This is a genomic window from Arenibacter sp. S6351L (assembly GCF_023016025.1).
Taxonomy (GTDB): Bacteria; Bacteroidota; Bacteroidia; order Flavobacteriales; family Flavobacteriaceae; genus Arenibacter; species Arenibacter algicola_B.
Window position 1 is genome coordinate 80,770 of record NZ_JALKBB010000018.1, and the last position, 18,409, is coordinate 99,178.

Here is an 18,409-nt window from a genome sequence, read left to right on the forward strand (position 1 = left end):
AGTAAAATGAAAAAGACAATAATTCAAAGCTTTTTAGTGATTCTGCTAGTTATCCTGGTGGGGTGTGGAGAGGAAAGCAAAACTATTTTTATTGAAAATGATATAAATATTGTTCCCAAACCTTTGGAAATGAAATTTAACCAAGGGGCATTTCGCTTTAACGAGGACACCAAATTGGTGGCACCTAAGGGTCAAGGGGAGGTTTTGGGCGTATTGAAGGATAAGTTTACCGCAGCGGCCGGATGGAACTTAGAAGTGGTAGATACCGCGCCAAGCAGCAATTTTGTCCTATTATCCACAGATTCGTCCTTGTCAGAGGAGGGCTACAACCTAAAGGTGACGGATAATCAGGTGATTATTAAAGCCAATGGTCTTAATGGGTTTTTGTATGGTTTGGAAACGATAAGACAATTACTTCCGGTCGCCATAGAAAGTAAAAGCGCGGTTAACAATATTAATTGGGATATTCCCAATGTGGAAATAAAGGATAGCCCTCGATTTAAATGGCGAGGTTCTATGTTGGATGTTTCCAGACACTTTTTTGATAAGGATTATGTTCTGGCTACTATAGACCAATTGGCCTTGTTAAAAATGAATACCCTGCACTTGCATTTAGTAGATGATCAAGGGTGGCGAATAGAAATAAAAAAATATCCAAAATTAACAGAAGTAGGTGGCTTTAGGGTAGACCAAGAAGACAAGCCGTGGAATGCCAGGCCTGTAGCTGAATTGGGAACAGCCACTACCTATGGTGGATTTTATACCCAAGAGGATATTAAGGAAATTGTAGCTTATGCCAGTAGTAGGGGAGTTACTGTGGTTCCGGAAATAGAAATGCCGGCACACGTAATGAGTGCCATTGCTGCGTACCCTGAATTGTCCTGTTTTCAAAAACCTATAATGGCCCCTTCCGGAGGAGTATGGCCTATAACTGATATTTACTGTGCTGGAAAGGATACCACCTTTGAATTTTTGGAAAATGTATTATTGGAAGTGATGGAATTGTTTCCCTCACAATATATTCATGTGGGTGGGGATGAGGCCACCAAGACCAACTGGAAGATATGTCCTGATTGCAAGAAAAGAGTGGCAAATGAAGGCTTGGCCAATGTTGAGGAACTTCAGAGCTACTTTATTCAACGAATGGAGCGTTTTCTAAGTTCCAAGGGAAGAATTTTATTGGGTTGGGATGAAATATTGGAAGGCGGTTTGGCTCCCGGAGCAACTGTTATGAGTTGGCGAGGCGTAAAAGGTGGTCTGGAAGCTTCTGAGGCCGGACACGATGTGGTAATGACGCCGAATTCACATTGTTATTTTGATTATTACCAAGGGGACCAAGATGCTGAGCCGTTGGCTTGGGGTGGTAATTTACCGCTAAGTAAGGTCTATCAATTTGACCCTGTGGTTGAAGGGATGAGTGAGGAGCAGGCCAAGCATGTCTTAGGAGGTCAGGCTAATTTATGGACGGAATATGTACCGACCAATGACCAAGCGGAGTATATGACCTATCCGCGTTTGGCCGCCTTGGCAGAAGCTGTTTGGAGTAGTAAGGATAATAGAAATTGGGACGATTTTTCAAATAGGGTAAGCAGTCTTTTTCAAAGATATGGTGCTATGGGGGTCAATTATGCCAAAAGTGCCTATCAGGTAACAACTGAAACTACTGTTAATCCCGAAAATGCAGTAATTTCAATCGCCCTTAAGTCGGAATTCCCCAATGCGGATATTCGCTATACCCTAGATGGTAGCGATATTACTTTGGCTTCTGAAAAGTACACCAATCCTATAGACATCCAAAAGACTACTACCATTAAGGCACAAGTTTTTAAAGATGAACAACCTGAGGGTGCCTTATTTGAAAAAACAATCACCTACCATAAGGCTGTGGGGAAACCTGTAAACTATATAAATAAATATCACGACAGTTATCAGGGAGCTAAAGAATTGGGAATGGTAAATGTAGTGCGCGGTTCCAAAAATTTTCACGACGGACAATGGCAAGGATGGTTGGGTGACGATATGGAATTGGTAATTGATATGGAATCTCCTACGGAATTGGAAAAGATATCTGTTGGAGCCATGGAAAATCAAGGTTCTGGGATCTACTTTCCAATTCAAGTGGAGGTTTTCCTTTCGGATGATGGCAAAACCTTCAAAAGGGCAGGAATCATAAAACGGGATTATGCGGCAAACAATGGTTCGGAATTAAAGGATTTTGTAATCGAAATAGAGAAACAGACCGCTAGATATATTAAGGTAAAGGCAACAAATTTGGGTTCTCCGCCAACGGGAGGTGGCTCCTGGATGTTTATTGATGAGGTGGTTGTGGAATAATTTAGGCGTTTTGAAAACACACGCTTAGCCTTCCGCTGAAAACACACCCCTAACCCTCGCCAAAAGGCGGGGCAGGCTCCTCTCAAAATGGGTATTTTGAAATTATAAATTGAATCCTGTGGTAGGAGAAAACTCTCCTCTATGGAGTGGGGAGGGAGTGTGTAAATTTAAGATTGAAGACCATTCAACGCAAACATAAATAGTAAAGAACAACTATGAGCTCAAAACATACAATTCTATTATTACTGGCAGTCTTTTCCCTAGGAGCTTTTGCCCAAAAACAACCCGTAGAATATGTGAATCCGTTTATTGGGACATCAAATTTTGGAACTACCAACCCAGGGCCTATTGCGGTAAGGGGTATGGTAAGTGTGTCCCCCTTTAATGTGGCGGGACCCAAAAATTTACCTTTGGAAAAAGACAGTCGATGGTTATCCACACCTTATGTTCAGGAGAACACTTTTTTAACAGGATTCAGTCACGTTAATCTAAGCGGTGTAGGCTGCCCGGAACTAGGGGTTATTTTGGCCATGCCCACCACAGGTGATCTTGAAGTTGATTATCTAAAATATGGTACTTCCTATTCCAATGAGATTTCTAAAGTAGGATACTATTCCAATACCTTGGATGATTATAATATAAAGGTAGAGGCCACCGCTACGACCAGAGTAGGGGTGAGCAAATATTTTTTTCCGAAAGGGGATGCCAATATTCTAATAAATCTTGGTTTGGGACTTACCAATGAACAAGGTGCTTCTGTAAAGGTAGTTTCACCAACGGAAATTGAAGGGGTCCGTTCTGTTGGTTCATTTTGCTATTATAAACCAGAGGAAGCTTATCCAGTGTATTTTGTAGCAAAATTCTCCAAGCCGGCGGATGAATTTGGGGTTTGGAAAAAGCCGACCACCTACAAGGGTGCCGAGGCGGAATGGATGGGCTACAATGGAAAGACAAGAATAATGCCCGGATATGCCATGGAAGTTGTAGGCGATAGTATAGGGAGTTATATGCGATATAGTTTTAAAGAGCCTACGGTAGTGGAAATGAAAGTTGGGGTTTCCTATGTCAGTATTGAAAACGCCCGTGAAAACCTGGAAAAGGAAACATCCACACGAAGTTTTGACCAAATTTTGGCAGAGTCCAAGGAAAATTGGAACGACTATTTGTCCAAAATTGAGGTAGAAGGAGGTGTTGAAGAGGATAAGATCAAGTTTTATACGGCCCTGTACCACACTTTAATACACCCTAGTACGCTAAGTGATTATAATGGGGAGTATCCCAAAATGAGAACCAGGGAAACCTTAAGGACCCAGGATACTAGATACACCGTATTCTCCCTTTGGGATACGTATCGCAATTTGCATCAGCTTATGAGTTTGGTTTATCCAAGACAACAATCCGATATGGTAAAGAGTATGCTGCAGATCTATGATGAGAGCGGGTGGTTGCCAAAGTGGGAGTTGAATGCCACGGAAACTACCACTATGGTTGGGGATCCGGCAGGAATTGTTATCGCCGATACCTACTTGAAGGGTATAAAGGACTTTGATGTGGAAAAGGCCTATTCCGCAATGATCAAAAGTGCAGATCAGATTCAGGATAACCCCCTTCGCCCTGGACTAAAGGATTATCTGGAAAAAGGATATCTGACCACCAAAACAACCAATAGCGGATCAGTATCTACTACCCAGGAGTACAATATTTCAGATTATGCCATAGCCCAGTTGGCCAAGTCCATGGGCAAGAAGAAGGATTATCAACGATTCTCCAAGAGGTCTATTTCTTATAGGAATCTTTTCGACAAGGAATTTAATCTTTTAAGACCTAAAAATGACGATGGATCATGGTTGACCCCCTATAACCCGGAAGCCGGGGCCAACTTCGTAAAAAATCTTGGATTCATAGAAGGCAATGCCTGGCAGTATTCATTTATGGTCACCCATGACGCCAAGGGTCTTATGCAACTAATGGGCGGGTCAAAACCTTTTGTAAATAGATTGCAGGATGTCTTTGATAAGGGGCATTTTGATATGGCCAATGAACCGGATATCGCCTACCCCTATTTGTTCAATTATGTAAAAGGAGAGGAAAGACGGACGCAGCAAATGGTTTCGGACTTGCTTGATACGTATTATAAGAATTCGCCAGATGGACTTCCAGGAAATGATGATACGGGTACCATGTCTGCCTGGGCCGTTTTTTCAATGATGGGGATATATCCCATAAGTCCTGCCAATCCAATTTATACCATAACAACGCCACGGTTTAATAAGATAACCATACATTTGGATAGTGATTATTATCAACAGGAAAAAATAACTATAATTTCAAACTTTTCGGAGCAAAACAGGTTTATTGAAAATATTAAGATTGAAGGAAAACCACACAAGGGATATTTTATAGGTCATGATGAATTGGTAAATAGTAAAACTTTGGAGTTGAAATTGAACAAATAGGTCAAAATCGCATTGAGAATGAAAATATTTAAGGCAAATTTCAGAATCCTAAGTCTCTTATCAATATTATTGATCTTAGCATCCTGTAATATGGATGGGATTGAATTGGTTAATGACGGCCAATCCGATTACGAAATTGTAATTATGGGTAGGGCTACTGAAACTCAGCATGAGTCTGCCGAGATACTGCAACGATATCTACATGAAATAAGTGGGGCAAAATTAGAAATAGTTGATGAGGCCTCGCAAACTAGTGACAAGCAAAAAATTTATTTGGGTATCGATTCCGAAAGGCATTTGGAAGCGGATGGGATGTCTATAAGGACATTGGATAAAAACCTCTTGTTGTCAGGAGGGTCTGATAGGGCTACAAAATATGCTGTATACGAATTTTTGGAACGTTATTTAGGTTGTAGGTGGTATGCACCGGAAGTTGAGAAAATACCCTCTTCCAAAACAATTGATCTTCCTGCTTTGGATTATGTATATACCCCGGAAATTACTACTAGAACGGTACATTCAAGATTGTTTTACGATAACCCTGACTATGCGGAACAGCAGAAGGTAACATATGAATCCTTCCCTACTTATGTCCCCAGTGCTAGGGTACATACGTTCCACAAGTTTTTGCCCGAAGAAAAATTCTACAAATCAAATCCGGAATATTATTCATTGAGAGGCAACCAAAGGCTGCCTACCCAATTGTGTTTGACCAATCCTGATGTTCTGGCAATTGTTAAGGATTCGGTAGCTTCTTTGTTTGAACAATATCCACAGTCCAAGGTCATATCCGTGAGTCAGGATGACAATGAACAGCATTGCCAGTGCGACAATTGTAGTAAAATAGATGAGGAAGAGGGTAGTCCGTCGGGTACTATGATACGATTTGTAAATGAGGTGGCGGCTGCTTTTCCGGACAAAACGATCTCCACCTTGGCCTATCAATATACTAGAAAGCCATGTAAGACAAAGCCCTTGGACAATGTATTGATTACACTTAGTTCTATAGAATGTGACAGAAGTGAGCCCATTGCCGAAAAATGTACCGATTTTGCAAACGATTTAATAGGATGGGGTAAATTAACCAAGAACATAAGAATATGGGATTATACAACACAGTTTACCAATTTTTTCGCCCCTTTTCCCAATTTACATACACTACAGCCCAATATTCAATTGTTTCGGGACAACAATGCAAAGTGGGTATTTGAGCAACACAGTAACAATCCCAGTGAACTTTTTCAACTTAGATCCTATATAACAGCAAAACTACTCTGGAATCCCGATCAAAATTTTGATGCACTGTTGACGGATTTTACTACTGGTTATTACGAAGAGGCAGGAATTTATATAAAAGAATACATTGATGAAATTCATGCCAAGTTAAGGGAGGACAAGGATTTTTTTCTATACCTCTACGGAGATCCATCTGAAGCTTTTTCATCCTATTTAAGTCCGGAGATGCTTTCAAAATATTCCCAATTATTTGATGATGCGGAAAAGGCAGTGGCCGAAAAACCAGAAATCTTGGCACGGGTAAAAGTGGCGCGCTTGGGGGTGGATTTCGCCGAACTGGAGGCCAGTAGAAAGAATTTTACCGACAGATATAGGCTTTTGATTCCCAATGAGGAAGGTAAAAAAATAATAAATCCGCTGGTAACAACATTACTGGATAATTTTACGGCAATCAGCGAAAAGAACAATATTACCTTAATGAATGAAATGGGTTTTACCGTAACGGAGTACCTGGCAAATTATATGTCGGCACTGGAGGTAATAAGAATGCCCAACGTTGCCATGGGTAAAAAAGTGGTTACCATTACAAAACCAAAAAAATACGCAAAGGAAGACCCCATGGCACTTACGGATAGGGCTTTGGGAGGAAGCAGTTTTTATGCCAACTGGTTGGGTTACGAAGGAAATGATATGGAGGTGGTTGTGGATTTAGGTGAGCCTATGAGCATTAGTACCATTTCTTTGGCCTTTTTACAGGTTACCAATCACATTGTTTTTTTTCCAGAGAAGGTTACCTATTCAGGCTCCTTGGATAACCAGCATTTTGAAAATTTTGGGACTATTAATAATCCTTTTCCCTTAACCAAGGACAGTAAGGTCAACGACATTCAATTTTTTAAATTGGATTTTGAAAAAAGGAACTCGCGATATATCAAGGTGAAGGCTTCAAATACAAAAACACCTTATTGGCATCACGCTGCAGGATTGCCTTCTTGGCTTTTTGCGGATGAAATAATAATTAATTAAATCCGATATAAATGAATATTACAAAAAACAGATTAAGATCTCTTTTGTTGGCACTAACATTGACTTTCATTTGTCAGGTAATGGATGCACAGGCCATCTATGAGGACGAGAGATATGTTCCCGAGACAGATCCCTTGGTATTGGAAAAATTGGAACAATGGCAGGATATGAAATTCGGCCTTTTAATGCATTGGGGAACCTATAGTCAGTGGGGTATTGTGGAATCATGGTCGTTATGTCCCGAAGAATATGGTTGGTGCGAGCGTACAAAGGGCTCCAACCCCAGTGATTATAACACTTATAAAAAGGAATATGAAGGTTTGCAGAAGACCTTCAATCCGGTGAAATTTGACCCGGACAAATGGGCCAAGGCGGCAAAAAATGCAGGTATGAAGTATGTGGTGTTCACTACCAAGCACCATGATGGATTTTCCATGTTCGATTCCAAATACACGGATTACAAAATTACGGATCCAAAAACACCATTTTCGACAAACCCCAAAGCCAATATCACCAAGGAAATTTTCAATTCCTTTAGGGGGCAGGGATTATGGGCAGGAGCTTATTTTTCCAAGCCAGATTGGAATACTCCTACCTATTGGGATCCCTATTATCCTCCTAGGGACAGAAATGTTAATTACGAACCTGAGGCAAATCCCGAAAAGTGGCAGGCATACATAGACTTTACCCACAATCAAATATTGGAACTGCTAACAGATTACGGCAAGGTGGATATCTTGTGGTTGGATGGTGGCTGGGTGGCCAAAACACCAAAATCTGAAATTACCAATTGGTATGAGCAGCAATTGGTTAACAATGACAACGGGTATTTAAAGAACCGTATCGTTAACCAAGATATTAAGATGGATGAATTGGTGGTCAAAGCCAGGGAAAAACAGCCTGGATTAATTGTAGTGGACCGGGCCGTTCACGGTAAAAATCAAAATTACCTTACCCCGGAAAATAGGGTGCCGGAAAAGCCGCTTCCCTATCCTTGGGAGTCTTGTATCATAGCTGGCGGTGGCTGGTCCTATTCTTTTGATGCCAAATACATGACCGGACGTGAGGCAATCCATACCTTGGTAGATATAGTGGCCAAGGGAGGTAATTTGTTGTTGAATGTTGCTCCAAGCCCTGAAGGGGAGTGGGATGAAGGGGCGTACAAATTGCTGAATGAAATAGGGGACTGGATGTCTGTAAACAACGAGGCCATCTATGGCACACGGTCTTTGGCCCCGTTTAAGTTTGACAACGTATGTGTTACTGCCAAGCCTGATGGTACTGTATACCTCACCTATCTAGTAGAAAAAGGACAGACATCCCTGCCTTCAGAAATTGTCTTCCCTGATTATTTTCCTAAAAAAAGTGCCAAGGCACAAGTATTGGGAGGTAAACAAAAATTAAAATGGACCCAAAAAGACAAAGGTATGGCTATTCAGCTTCCCAAGGATTTGGAGGCTAAATTGTTGGACACCGAAGCATTTGTTATTAAAATAAAATAAGGAATTATACCATATTGGGAATTTAAAAATGAATTCTTTGGTCTAAAAATGCAAGGGAATACGATTCCTGAAGGAAGAAAAGGCTAAAGATATCAACAGTTTGTTCCTCTGGTAATTAACATATTTTATCATAAATTAATCATAATTTACCCTAGCACCCTGATAGTATTCATAACTATCAGGGTGCTTTTTTACATAAAAATCAAATTATTGTTAAGGTTCTCTACTAAAACGTTTTCGATAATACGTCATTAGGCTTTCGGCAATTGTCATTAGTCGAATTAATTTCTCCACCTAGGCGGGAAAATGAAAATTTAGTAATTATTTAACATTGGGGTAACTCCCTTAACATCTAATTAACTAACTAAAAATTATTAGTATGATTAAAAAATTTCATTACTATTTATTGCTGGCTTCATTTCTCGTTGTACAGGGAATGATGGCGCAGAACAAAACGGTTACCGGTACAGTGTCCGATGATTTGGGCACCCCGCTACCAGGTGTCAACGTTGTGGAGAAAGGTACATCCAATGGTACTTCCACGGATTTTGATGGTAATTACTCCCTAAATGTAGGGAACAATGCTACATTGGTTTTTTCTTCTTTAGGTTTTACCAAAAAGGAAATTGCAGTGGGAGCACAGACTTCTATTAAAGTTGTTCTTGAAGAGGATGCAGAACAATTAGGGGAAGTTGTTGTAACAGGTTTGGGTATTACCAGGGAAAAGAAGGCCCTTGGTTATGCTACTGCAACTATTAGTGCAGAAGCTTTGACCGAAACTGCAACACCCAACTTTGCAACTGCATTGTATGGGAAAGCTCCTGGGGTTAGTATAAATACTACTCCTGGTGGATCTACCAGTGCTTCCAACATTACTATAAGGGGTTTCGCTTCCATAACAGGTAAGAGTCAACCGTTAATTATTATGGATGGTGTGCCTATTAGGGATGGTGAAGTTTCCAACAATAACTATTGGGGAGACCAACGTCTTAGAGGTAATGGTCTTTTGGATATTAACCCAGAGGATATAGATAACATTTCCATTCTTAAGGGAGCATCTGCTGCCGCACTGTATGGTTCTGAAGCGGTAAACGGTGTGGTTTTGATCACTACCAAAAGTGGTAAGAACAAGAAGAAAGGAATGACTGTAGATATGAGTTCATCCTATAGCTTTGACAAAGTGGCTTATCTTCCAAGATACCAAACGGTGAGGGGACCAGGTGCTCCTTTGAACGTATCAGATGGTGGCCAGGATGCCGAAGGTTTTATTTATCATGATTTAGATGGCAATGGAACTGCCGAAACTAGAGGTGTGTTGGGTTATAGTATTAACTTTGGACCAAAATTTGACGGTAAGCCAACCATTGGTTGGGATGGAGTTGTAAGACCTTATGAGGCTCAGGATGACCGTTATGGTGGCTTGTTCAACACTGCACACAATACAAGTGTTAACATGTCCATTACCAATGTTACCGATAATTCCAATTTAAGGTTTTCTTATACTCGTCAGGATAATCAGGGGATCAGTATTGGAGCTGAGGAGGAAAAGAATATATTTAACTTAAATGCAACCTTTAAATGGGCTGATAATATGTCTACTGATGTAATTGTAAATTATGTAAATCAGTCCGTATTCAATAGACCTTATTCTGTAGACCGATTGATGAACAACTTTACAGGAATGATGTCCCCCTTCGATAGTGCAGATTGGTATTTGGCCAATTATAAAACTAGTAAAGGATATAAGTATGTTACAGGAACAAACCAAAGTTTAACTCCTGAGGAGAATATTATTTATCCTGGTTTTAAAGGAGATATCGGAAACTTTGTTTGGAGCGTAAAGGAGAATCGCTTGGAAGAGCAGAGCAATAGGATCATAGGAACTATCACCAATAATTGGGATATCGCCACCGGTCTTAATTTAAGAGGTAGAATTTCTACAGATTTCACAAACAGAAATTCAGAGGGCAGTAGTACTACATCTATACCTTTGGCTTTTGGAAATTCAGGTGGTTTCAGTATGAGTAATGATAGTTACAACTCTTTGTACGGAGAATTGTTGTTAAGATATGAAACCCCAATCACAACAGACTTAACCCTAGCCATGATGGCTGGTTACAACGCTACCAAACAATCTGAATCCCACCTAAACAGGGGAACCAATGGAGGTTTGAGCGTTGAAAATTGGTTTGACATATCTGCATCGGTTAACACACCTAATTCTGGAAGTAGCCGAAACTCTATTGTAAAGGATGCGTTTTTGGGTACCATGAATTTGGATTACAAGGGGTATTTTTATGTAGAGGGGACAATTCGTAGGGATAAGACCTCTACTATGAACCCCAACAACAATAGTTTTGTATATCCTTCGGTAAACTCCAGTTTTGTACTTTCAGAGGCATTTGACCTACCACTTTTTATGAATTATTTCAAAATTCGTGGATCTTGGGGTATCGTGGGTAACTACCCTGATATTTATGGAGCAAACATTGCCTATAACCAGAATACTTTGGGATCTCAAGGAGGCAACCCAGTGCTTTACACTACTATTCCTTCTAGTTTTGGTAACGACGGTATTAGACCAGAAGAGAAGCATGAGTACGAGTTTGGTTTGGAACTCAAATTTTTTCAGGGAAGGTTAGGTCTTGATGCTTCTTATTATAACGCCCAAATTGTTGATCAGATCTTGCCATTGACACTTCCGAATAGCTCTGGAGCCAGTAATGTGCTGACCAATATTGGTACGTTAAGGAACCAAGGATATGAATTTGCGGTGACTGGTACTCCTATAGACACTGGTTCCTTTAGATGGGATGCTATCGTAAACTTTGCCAAGAACAACAACAAGGTTGAGAAACTGGCACCTGGTTTGGATGAACTGTTACATGCGGATTATGATGGAAATGCTGCTCAATTGAAGTCGTTGGTAGGACAACCAATGGGGGATCTTTATGCACATCCAGTGGCCACAGATGCACAAGGAAGAAAAATTGTGGATCCCAATGGAATGTATAAAGTGGATGCGGACAACATGGAAAAATTCGGTAACGCCATGCCAAAATGGACCGGTGGTGTTATGAACTCCTTTAGCTATAAGAACATTACTTTGGATGCCCTTGTGGATTTCCGTATAGGTGGGCATGTAATGCCAACTGCACTTAACTGGATGACCAGCCGTGGTCTAACAGAGGAGAGCACAAAGTTCATGGATACGGAAAGTGGCGGACTAAGTTATTACGAGGATGGTACAGGAAAAAGAATTCAGACAACTCCTGGAGCTGCTGCAGGTCCTGGAGGAGAAGTGGTTTATCATGATGGTATTTTGTTGGATGGTGTTACCAATGATGGTCAGCCTAACGATCAAATAGCTTCTGCCGCGGATTACTACTGGACCGTTTACAACTGGGGTGGACCTCAATATAGTCCAAACACCCGTTATGAACTATACATTAAAGAGAATACCTACTTTAAAATGAGAGAGTTGTCCATAGGCTACAAAATGCCAAGAAAAGTAATTGATAAGATAGGACTTAGTAAATTGCAATTCTCTGTTTTCGGTAGAAACTTGTTCTATCTATATAGAACAATCAAGGATATGGATGGGGAACAGACCACGGCAGGTTCTAGATGGTTCCAAAATGTTAATAATGTTGGTACCAACCCTTCAACTCGTTCTTTCGGTCTAATGGTAAGAGCTAGTTTATAATAATATAAATAAGAATTATATAAAAAGATATTTCATGAAAAAATTATCGATAATACTCAGTATTGTTATGGCTACAGCCATTAGCGGGTGTACTGAGGCAGATTTTAGCGAGAATTACGCAAACCCTTCAAAGGTATCGACAGCAACAGTAGAGAAGCAATTTGCTGGAATGTTGGTTGCCAATAAGGATTACGTTCTTCCTGCCTATTGGAACTATTTCGTAGTGCTTAGAACTACACTAACACGTTATACCCAAGCAGTAGGTTGGATAAATACTTCCAACCAATATGTTCCCGGTGAAGCTGGAATTGGTGGACGTTGGGGTAATTACTATGATTTCTTGGCACAATACAGGGAATTGGAGAAGATTTACAATAACCTTTCTCCAGAGGATCAAGCAGATTTAAGGGTATATATGCTTACGGCCACAATTTACCTTTATGATCATACCCAAAGGGTGGTGGACTTACATGGTGATATTCCATTCTCCGAAGCGGGTCGCTTAAGCCAAAATGGAGGTGATTACTTAGCTTCATTGCCAACTTATGATACTGCCGAAAGTATCTATACTACTATGTTGGATGGTTTAAAAGGTTTTTCCGATGAATTGAATAGTATCACTGTTAGTCCAGGAATCCAAGTAGGGTTTCAGACCCAGGATTTTGTTAACGGAGGTGATTTGAGTGCTTGGAAAAAGTATTGTAATTCGCTTAGACTAAGAATGTTGACCAGGGTTTCCGGTGTTTCGGAATTCCAATCTAGAGCGCAGTCTGAGATTGCTGCCATTTTGGCCAATCCAGGGCAATATCCTTTAGTAGAGGATAATTCTGAAAATGTTCAGATAGACGTTGTTAGTTTGGATACTCCGATCAACTCCAAAAGCTTTAGAGGTGGACTGGAAGATTGGGACGGTAACTTGGCTGGAAAAGCCATGATAGATCACATGTTGGATAATACCGATCCTAGATTAAGAGCTATGTACGAACCAGGCGAAAATGCCGGTAGCGACTATTTAGGTTTGGATCCATTGCTTAATGAAAATGACCAAACTACTTTGGTAGCTACTGGTACCTTATCAAGATACAACCGTTCCACTTTAAGTAGAAACGAATATTTCCCTGGGCTTTTGTTTACAGCTGCTGAGGTAAGTCTACTTAAAGCAGAATATTATTTGAATGCCAGTAATGACGCCATGGCACAAGCTAGTTATGAGGATGCAATTGAGAAATCAACTGAATTCTACTATGCTTTACGTGATTTGAGTGCCGATGGTACCGCTATTGATCTAGTGCCTACCAATGATACGGAAATACAGGCCTATATTGCTAGTGCCGATGTAAATTGGGACAACGCAACTAATGATGATGAGAAATTGTCTTTGATCGCAACTCAAAAATGGATACACTTCAGTGTACTTCAATTGCCAGATAGCTGGGCAGAACAAAGAAGGTTGAATTTACCTGAATTTACTTTCCAGGTAGATAATGCCAACGAACAAACATTGCCACCTAACCGTTGGATTTACCCAAATAGTGAGCGTGTTTATAACACAGACAATTATAATACAGTTAGTGGCGAGGATAATTTGACCACAAAATTATTCTGGGACGTTAATTAAGGAATTGAGTTAGTTTTTATTTTATTTTTTCAAAAGCCCGATACAACTATTGTATCGGGCTTTTACTTTTTGGCATTTAACAAAACTGAAAATGATTTTTGGTGAAATTTAAGGAGGCCGGCGAGTTTAACACCTAAAGCTTAAGTAGTTCTTTTTTATTAACAGTATTTAGTCGAATCCGATTGGAGATAAGGGGAGCGTAGCTTTATTAATACTCGAAATAGAATTTAAACATACCCATGTATGTATATCGAGTTCCTTTATACCATTCAATTTAAATTAATTCCACATTTTGTTATCAGAAAGAAAAACCCCATTTTGTTAGCTTAGTCTTTAATTTTTTAGGTAATAAAAATGTCCGTCTTCTGCCCCGATCAATAAGTTTGGTTTACCGTCCTGGTCCCAATCCACTACAGTTGGACTCGTGGTATGGCCGGCTAATTTTGTGTTGACCAGGTTGCCTCTTTTTTTGAAGATGGTATTTCCGTTAGATTCTCCTACGTTTTCGTACCATTCAATATTCTCACTATTGGCCAAAAGGTCAAGGTCTCCGTCCCCGTCCCAATCCGTGAATTGAATTTTTCTTCGCCCACTGCCACCTGCTTCCCGCTCGTTTAAACGAAGTAGATCGCTGCCTGTTTCGCCATCCGCATTTTTGAAGATACGTTGTCCTGGCTTTAGATAGAGTTTACCTCTTTTTTTAAACCGTTCAAAAAACGCCAAATAGCCTTCGTGATCTAACATTACCAAGTCCATTAGTCCGTCTTTGTTCCAGTCTATGGCGTAAGGCGTTGTTCTCCACTGGGTGGCCAATTCGTCTTTTTCTGGACTCCACCAGTTCCATTTGGGTTTTGGGACTGTGTTTTTCCCCCAGGCTACCTTAACACCTCCCATTTTTGTTAATTTGGGCGCACCTTTCGTGCCTATGTTTCTATACCACTCTACCTTGCCAAAAATGGAATTTAATACAATATCCTTTAGGCCATCACCGTCCCAATCGGCAACTGTAAGGGTGGTGTATCCCCATTTGCGTTCGGCCGGACCTTGAATGGAACCGCTTTCCCCTGCCATTATCCGAATCACTTCCCCATCGGCCTCTAAATAAACGGGTTCTTTAAAATCTGGATTTGCGCTCCCGTCCAAATTCTCTATAAAACCAATATAACCTGCCGAATTTCCACATATTAGATCTTCATCCCCGTCTTCGTCCCAATCCACGCTGAACGGAGTGACCAAGGCTCCAAATTTTAGATTTTGACTTTTTTGCTGAATATAAACGGGCGACATAAAAATGGGCAAATTGTCCTTTACGGTACCTGTATTTTCAATAAATACCACTCTGCCATCTTCATCACCAACTACCAGGTCGATTTTGTTATCATTGTTCCAATCAAGGGCCACGGGCCGCATCATTTCCAAGTCCATTTCCAGGATGCCAGTGGTATTCTCCAAAAATCTGCCTTTGGCATAGGTTGGGTTTTCTCTATTTCCGGTATTTTCAAAATAGGTAAATCGGTCTACGAATTCGCCACATATTATATCCAGATCCCCATCGCCATCAAAATCGGCCATATTGGGGGTGGTGTTGCCATAAACATCAATGGGTTCGTTCCCGGCCAGTATTTTGCCGTCGTTCCTATATTTTCCATTGTCATTTGTCAATAAATACAAGTATCCTCGAAGGTCTCCGTTTGTCCATTCGCCTTTTTCATTAAAGGCATTGTCCCATCCATATTCACTCCAGTCATCTATGCCTACAATGAGATCCATATCCCCGTCGTTGTCATAATCAACATATTTCCAGTCGCTAAAACGTTCTTTGTAAAGATCCAATAACTCTGATGCCTGATAAAGGCCTACGGGCCGGGTATATCCATATCGTCTAAAGTTGTCATATTCCAAGCCTACTCCTAAGACCCTGGGTTCGCCATCGACATAGGAAATGGCCACATTCCGCATACCCTCACCAATTTTAACTGGGGTATCAAATATGGGATTTCCGTGTTGGTCTTTTGTGCTGTTTTTAAATAAAAAGGTGCCATTAAAAGGAACATCGGTACAGGAAATAATGAGATCTAGATCCCCGTCCTGATCGTAATCCATAGGTAAGGGGTTTGCCCAGAGTCCTACTGCGAGATCCTTGGTAGTGCTGGTATCCTTGTATTGCAATCTTATTAATTTTTCATTAGTGGATTGGCCAATTGAAACAGTGGTACCCGTTAAGAACAAGCAGAGGATTAATCGTTTAAGCATCATAGGTGGATTTTACTAAGTTTATTACAGATTGATAGGTATTTAAATAAAAATTTCAAATTAGTGTTTATTTTTCAAATGACCAACATCATACAAAAGGTACCTCACAGATGCAGGTACACAGCTGAGAATACCAATTAAATTTATCAGGAATTTGGGAATAATCCTTTGATCGACCACAATATAAGGGGTGAGTAAAAAAAATCATTTTTTTGCCTAAAGTTTAGGGTTAAATTGTTTGATCTTTCCTATTTTTGCAATCTCATTTTCGGGATGTGGCCCTTCGTCTACGCTCAGGACAGGCTGCCCCACAGGGGATTCATTTATAAATGGAGATTCTGAAAAAGAATAGAAAGTATTGAGCAAATTGTAGTATCGGGATGTGGCGCAGTTCCCGCAAAGGAGCGGGACAGACCGGTAGCGTATCACGCCCCGGGCGTGATGGTCGCTTGAAGTTATGGAATATGTAGTTTACATATTGTTCAGTGAAATTGCCGACAGGTATTATGTGGGTCAGACGAACAATATTGAAAAACGGCTTGTTACCCACAATAATGGTGGTAAAAAGTATACATCCAAGGGCAGACCTTGGAATTTGATAAAAACTTATCCATGTACCGATCGAATTGAGGCGGTGCAATTGGAAAGAAGGATAAAGAATAGAGGTATCAAACGATACCTGGACGAAAAGTAATTTTTCGGGATGTGGCGCAGTCCGGTAGCGTACACGGCTGGGGGCCGTGTGGTCGCAGGTTCAAATCCTGTCATCCCGACTTGACTAGTTTCATCTAGTCGCATGACGTTGCAAATCACCTGATTTGCAACGTTTTATGTTTTTAGGGGGTCCAGATGAAACCACTTGAAACTACCTGAAAACACCCCTCTGGTGTCCATAAAGGGATTTTGAAACCACAGTATTTTTTGTACATTGAAGTAGCTTTAGAGGGTATTTGACCCTGTGTTTTTTACCGTTTATTTATTAATTTAAAGCTATGTAATATGTTAGAAAACAGTAGATTATCGGTGGTATTTGTCACTCGAAAATTGAATTTGGAAAATGGGAACATTAAGATCTATGCTCGGGTCACCGTGGATGGAAAAAGAGCGGAATTCAGTTTAAATCGGGAATTGCCAGTGTCCCTTTGGGACGAAAAACGCAAAAGAGGTAAGGGGTTTTCCAAATATGTAATCTCTCTAAACAAGTATTTGGATCAGGTTTTTACGGGATTGCACGAGGCACACCGGCAACTTTTGCAGGAGGAAGTTGACATTACTTCGGCCGGAATAAAGGCTCGATATTTAGGAGAGGACGATAGGGGCAAGACACTGCTCGATTTGATAAGCTATCACAATACCTCCATGATCAGCGTCCTTAGAAAAGGAACTATGAAGAACTATTACAGTACGGAACGTTGTATCAAGGAATTTTTAAAAGAGAAAATGGGCGTTGAGGATATTCCTCTTAAAAAACTGAATTATGGTTTTATTGTAGATTTTGAACAATATATACGGAAGTATAAACCGGCCACACGAATGGGTTGTGCCAATAACGGTGCCATGAAACACATGGAGCGCTTAAAGAAGATGTCCAGGCTTGCCGTAAAACTGGAATGGTTGGAAAAGGACCCCTTTATCAATTATAAACTACGTTTTGAAAAAACAGAACGTCAATTTCTGACGGAAAGGGAACTGCAGCTCATTGAGGATACCACGTTTAATATTCCAAGTACCCAACACATAAAAGACCTGTTCATTTTTGCCTGTTATACGGGTTTGTCTTTTATTGATGTTAGTGGGCTAAAAATTGACCATTTGGTAAAAGGAATGGACGGTAACGATTGGTTATATACTAAAAGAACAAAGACAGATGAACCTTTGAAGATTCCTTTGCTACCCAAGGCCATGGAAATCATTGATAAATATAAAAGCCATGCTAGTCTGCTTGAAAATGGAAGATTATTACCTATATACAGCAACCAAATGATCAACCGCACCCTTCGGGATATCACAACCGCCTGCGGTATTCGTAAAAAGATAACCTTTCATGTAGCCCGACATACCTTTGCCACGGCGATTACACTTTCCAATGGGGTGCCAATTGAAACCGTTTCCAAACTTTTGGGGCATACCAAGCTTTCAACTACTCAAATCTATGCTAGAGTGGTTGAAAAGAAGGTAGGGGAGGATATGCAGAATTTGATGGCTACGATGAAGCTAAAAAAGGTTAGAGCTGAGGAAATTTATTAAGCTATAAAATAATGTTTTGCGGCTGTTTGAA

General features: G+C 40.5%; 9 protein-coding genes and 1 tRNA gene. 9 read left to right on the plus strand and 1 reads right to left on the minus strand.

What is annotated here, in order from left to right; genetic code table 11:
* Positions 1-6 precede the first annotated feature (6 nt).
* The 6 genes from MWU82_RS15015 to MWU82_RS15040 all read left to right on the plus strand — a co-directional run bounded on the left by MWU82_RS15015 (position 7) and on the right by MWU82_RS15040 (position 13,878).
* Entirely contained in the window at positions 7-2,334 is a 2,328-nt protein-coding gene (locus tag MWU82_RS15015; protein ID WP_247097003.1) for a family 20 glycosylhydrolase, read from the plus strand.
* Between the two features lie 215 nt (positions 2,335-2,549).
* The gene (locus tag MWU82_RS15020; protein WP_247097004.1) at positions 2,550-4,790 is read left to right on the plus strand and encodes a GH92 family glycosyl hydrolase; all 2,241 of its coding nucleotides are present in this window, start codon (positions 2,550-2,552) and stop codon (positions 4,788-4,790) included.
* Between the two features lie 18 nt (positions 4,791-4,808).
* A complete protein-coding gene (locus MWU82_RS15025) occupies positions 4,809-7,052 on the plus strand; it encodes a DUF4838 domain-containing protein (protein ID WP_247097005.1) in 2,244 nt (747 codons plus the stop codon).
* An 11-nt stretch (positions 7,053-7,063) separates the two neighbouring features.
* Positions 7,064-8,554: an alpha-L-fucosidase gene (locus MWU82_RS15030; RefSeq protein WP_247097006.1), complete on the plus strand. Its 1,491-nt coding sequence runs from the start codon at positions 7,064-7,066 to the stop codon at positions 8,552-8,554.
* Between the two features lie 379 nt (positions 8,555-8,933).
* Entirely contained in the window at positions 8,934-12,260 is a 3,327-nt protein-coding gene (locus tag MWU82_RS15035) for a SusC/RagA family TonB-linked outer membrane protein (protein ID WP_215946660.1), read from the plus strand.
* 34 nt (positions 12,261-12,294) lie between these two features.
* Positions 12,295-13,878, plus strand: coding sequence for a SusD/RagB family nutrient-binding outer membrane lipoprotein (locus MWU82_RS15040; protein WP_247097007.1), 1,584 nt, complete (start codon positions 12,295-12,297; stop codon positions 13,876-13,878).
* A 333-nt stretch (positions 13,879-14,211) separates the two neighbouring features.
* Here the strand turns inward: MWU82_RS15040 and MWU82_RS15045 are convergent, their stop codons facing one another.
* Entirely contained in the window at positions 14,212-16,134 is a 1,923-nt protein-coding gene (locus tag MWU82_RS15045) for a VCBS repeat-containing protein (RefSeq protein WP_247097008.1), read from the minus strand.
* 454 nt (positions 16,135-16,588) lie between these two features.
* Here MWU82_RS15045 and MWU82_RS15050 point away from each other — a divergent pair, with 454 nt between their 5' ends.
* The 3 genes from MWU82_RS15050 to MWU82_RS15060 all read left to right on the plus strand — a co-directional run bounded on the left by MWU82_RS15050 (position 16,589) and on the right by MWU82_RS15060 (position 18,378).
* Positions 16,589-16,825: a GIY-YIG nuclease family protein gene (locus MWU82_RS15050; RefSeq protein WP_247097009.1), complete on the plus strand. Its 237-nt coding sequence runs from the start codon at positions 16,589-16,591 to the stop codon at positions 16,823-16,825.
* Positions 16,826-16,830: 5 nt separating this feature from the next.
* A tRNA-Pro gene (locus MWU82_RS15055) sits at positions 16,831-16,904 on the plus strand.
* A gap of 226 nt (positions 16,905-17,130) precedes the next feature.
* Entirely contained in the window at positions 17,131-18,378 is a 1,248-nt protein-coding gene (locus MWU82_RS15060) for a site-specific integrase (protein WP_085496253.1), read from the plus strand.
* Positions 18,379-18,409: the final 31 nt, after the last annotated feature.

Excerpts from the sequence above, each read along its gene's own strand:
- MWU82_RS15015 (WP_247097003.1), top strand. The coding sequence starts at position 7 with ATGAAAAAGACAATAATTCAAAGCTTTTTAGTGATTCTGCTAGTTATC.
- MWU82_RS15020 (WP_247097004.1), top strand. The coding sequence starts at position 2,550 with ATGAGCTCAAAACATACAATTCTATTATTACTGGCAGTCTTTTCCCTA.
- MWU82_RS15025 (WP_247097005.1), top strand. The coding sequence starts at position 4,809 with ATGAAAATATTTAAGGCAAATTTCAGAATCCTAAGTCTCTTATCAATA.
- MWU82_RS15030 (WP_247097006.1), top strand. The coding sequence starts at position 7,064 with ATGAATATTACAAAAAACAGATTAAGATCTCTTTTGTTGGCACTAACA.
- MWU82_RS15035 (WP_215946660.1), top strand. The coding sequence starts at position 8,934 with ATGATTAAAAAATTTCATTACTATTTATTGCTGGCTTCATTTCTCGTT.
- MWU82_RS15040 (WP_247097007.1), top strand. The coding sequence starts at position 12,295 with ATGAAAAAATTATCGATAATACTCAGTATTGTTATGGCTACAGCCATT.
- MWU82_RS15045 (WP_247097008.1), bottom strand. The coding sequence starts at position 16,134 with ATGATGCTTAAACGATTAATCCTCTGCTTGTTCTTAACGGGTACCACT.
- MWU82_RS15050 (WP_247097009.1), top strand. The coding sequence starts at position 16,589 with ATGGAATATGTAGTTTACATATTGTTCAGTGAAATTGCCGACAGGTAT.
- MWU82_RS15060 (WP_085496253.1), top strand. The coding sequence starts at position 17,131 with ATGTTAGAAAACAGTAGATTATCGGTGGTATTTGTCACTCGAAAATTG.